Below are 2586 nucleotides of genomic sequence, written 5' to 3'. Positions count from 1 at the left end.
CCTGACGCCTTCTCAGCCGCATGGCACCCACAGTAGCGGCGCCCGTTCCGCTGTCCGTCCTTCCCAGGGGCGGCCCTCCGGTGTCGGACAGTTCGCGGGCCGCCGTTCCGGAAACCCTGTCCTCGCCTGGACGGAGGCTCATCCTCGTAAACCCTGGCATCCGGCCAGAAACGGGGGTCCGGGCCTTTCGCGCCGGTGCCTGCCCCGGTGTAGAGTCGGACCCCTTCAATGGCTGGGACGACGCTGACGCTCACTCCGGACGGGTTCCGCGGCCGGGTGTTGGGCAAGTACGAGGTGCTCTGCCGCCTGTCGACAGGCGGGATGGCGGAGATTTTCCTCGCGGCCCAGAAGGGCCTCGCCGGCTTCCGCAAGATGGTGGTGCTGAAGCAGATCCTCCCCGACATCCGCGGCGAGGAGGAGTTCGTCCGGATGTTCCTGGACGAGGCCAAGGTCACGGCCGCGTTCAACCACCCGCACATCGCCCACGTGTACGACCTGGACGTGGCGGACGGCGAGCTGTTCCTCGCCATGGAGTTCGTCCCGGGCGCCACGCTGGTGGAGGTGGCCCGCGCGTGCCGCTCCGCCCACGAGCCCATCCCCATGGGCCTGAGCCTGATGGCCGTGCGCGACACGGCCGTGGCGCTCAACTACGCGCACAGCTTCACCGACCCGCTGGGCCGGCCCTCGCCCGTCGTCCACCGCGACGTCGCCGAGAAGAACATCATGGTGACGTACGAGGGCGTCACCAAGCTGCTCGACTTCGGCATCGCCAAGAGCCTGGCGCGCGCGGGCCGCACGCAGGTGGGCATGGTGAAGGGCACCAGCGGCTACATGTCCCCCGAGCAGATCATGGGCGACCCGCTGGACGCCCGCAGCGACCTGTTCAGCCTGGGCGTGGTGCTGCACGAGTGCCTCACCGGCATGCGCTTGTTCTACGCGAAGAGCGCCGAGGCGATGATGAACGCGGTGCTGAGCGGGGACGTGCCTCCGCCCTCGCGCGTGAACAAGGAAGTACCGCCGGAGCTGGACGCCATCGTCCTCAAGGCGCTCGCGAAACGGCGCGAGGACCGCTACGGCACCACCCTGGAGTTCGCCCGCGCCATCGAGCGCGCCGTGGGCCCGCGCATCTGGCACCCCGAACAGAGCAGCGAATTGATGCTGCGCCTGTTCTCCGAGCGCCGCGACCAGACCCGCCTGCTGCTGATGAGCGGGCAGTCCACCGGGGACGGCACCTCCAGCGAGACGCAGGTGGCGCAGGTGCTGGCCCGGGGCGCGGACGTGCCGGAGCCGGTCACGCTGCCGCCCTCCGGGGCGCCGCTGCCGCAGATCTCCTCCACGCTGCCGCCTCGCGCGCCCGCGCCTCCGGCCAAGGCTCCCGCTCCGGCGAAGGCGGCGCCGGCTCCCAATGCGGGAGGACGCCGCAACACGACGGAGGAGATGGCGGTCCGCAAGCCCGCTCCGGCGGCGCCCTCGCGGCGGGTGTCTCCTCCGACGGAGACGGTCCGGCCGCCCCCGCCCACGAATGAGATGTCCGCGCGGCCCGACGATTCCGAACCGGGCGTGCGCACCCAGCCGGCCCTGCCGCCGGTGATGCTGGATTCGTCGCTGCGCATCACCGCGTCGCAGGTCACGACGTCCCCTGGCTACGCCGAGGGCGAAACCATCCTCACGCCCCTGTCGCGCGTGGGCGCGCAGCCTCCCGAGGAGCCGAAGGCGCGTCATCCGAAGGAGCCTCCGACCTTCGTGGCGCCGTCCGACGAGCCCCGGGCCCGGGGTGGCCGGGATGGGTTGTCCGAAGAGGGCCGCTCGCGGTCCGCGAGGGATGCGTCTCCGGAGGATTCACGGCAGCGCTCCGCGAGGGACTCCGCCAACGGCTCCGAGGATCCGCGTCCGCGCTCCGGCCGTGACGCCGCGGAGGAACCCAGGGCGCGCTCAGGCCGGGATGCGGCCCATGGATCCGCGGAGGAGTCGCGGCCCCGTCCTCCGCGTGAGGCCTTCAACGCGCCTCCCGAGGACGCACGGCCCAAGCCGCCGCGTGAAGCCTTCAGTGCCTCCGGTGAGGATGCGCGGGCCCGGTCCGCGCGGGATGCCGCGAACGGTGGTGCCGAGGACGCGCGGCCCCGTCCTCCTCGTGATGCCGCGAATGGATCCGAGGATGCACGCGCACGTTCGGCTCGCGATTCCGCGAACGGATCCGCCGAGGACGCACGTGCGCGTCCGGCTCGCGATTCCGCGAACGGAGCCGCCGAGGATTCCCGCCCTCGTCCTCCTCGTGATGCCGCGAATGGATCCGCGGAGGACTCGCGAGCTGCCCGTTCGGCCCGAGACGCTTCGAACAACGGCGCGGAAGACTCGCGTCACCGCCCTCCTCGTGAAGCCTCGAACAACGCTGAGGACTCCCGCCCCCGGCCCTCGCGCTCCTCCACGCTGGACAGCCTCCGCGTCACCCAGCCCCACACCGCGCCGCAGGCCCTGCTGAACGACAACGAGACGGCCATCTCCCGCGTGCCGTCCCTGCCTCCCGAAGAGGCCCCGGAGAAGACGCCCGCGGTCCGCCGCTCGCCGTCCTCCCGCCGCAAGCAGGCC

At 72.0% G+C, this 2586-nt stretch carries 1 protein-coding gene; it reads left to right on the top strand.

Annotated features, from left to right (window positions below; all coding sequences use genetic code 11):
• Nucleotides 1-228: 228 nt before the first annotated feature.
• On the top strand, nt 229-2586 hold a 2358-nt coding region (locus D7X32_RS47370), incomplete at its 3' end, for a serine/threonine protein kinase (RefSeq protein WP_244239520.1).

The organism is Corallococcus carmarthensis, from assembly GCF_003611695.1.
GTDB classification, from domain to species: Bacteria; Myxococcota; Myxococcia; order Myxococcales; family Myxococcaceae; genus Corallococcus; species Corallococcus carmarthensis.
This window is presented reverse-complemented; position numbering and strand designations above follow the sequence as displayed.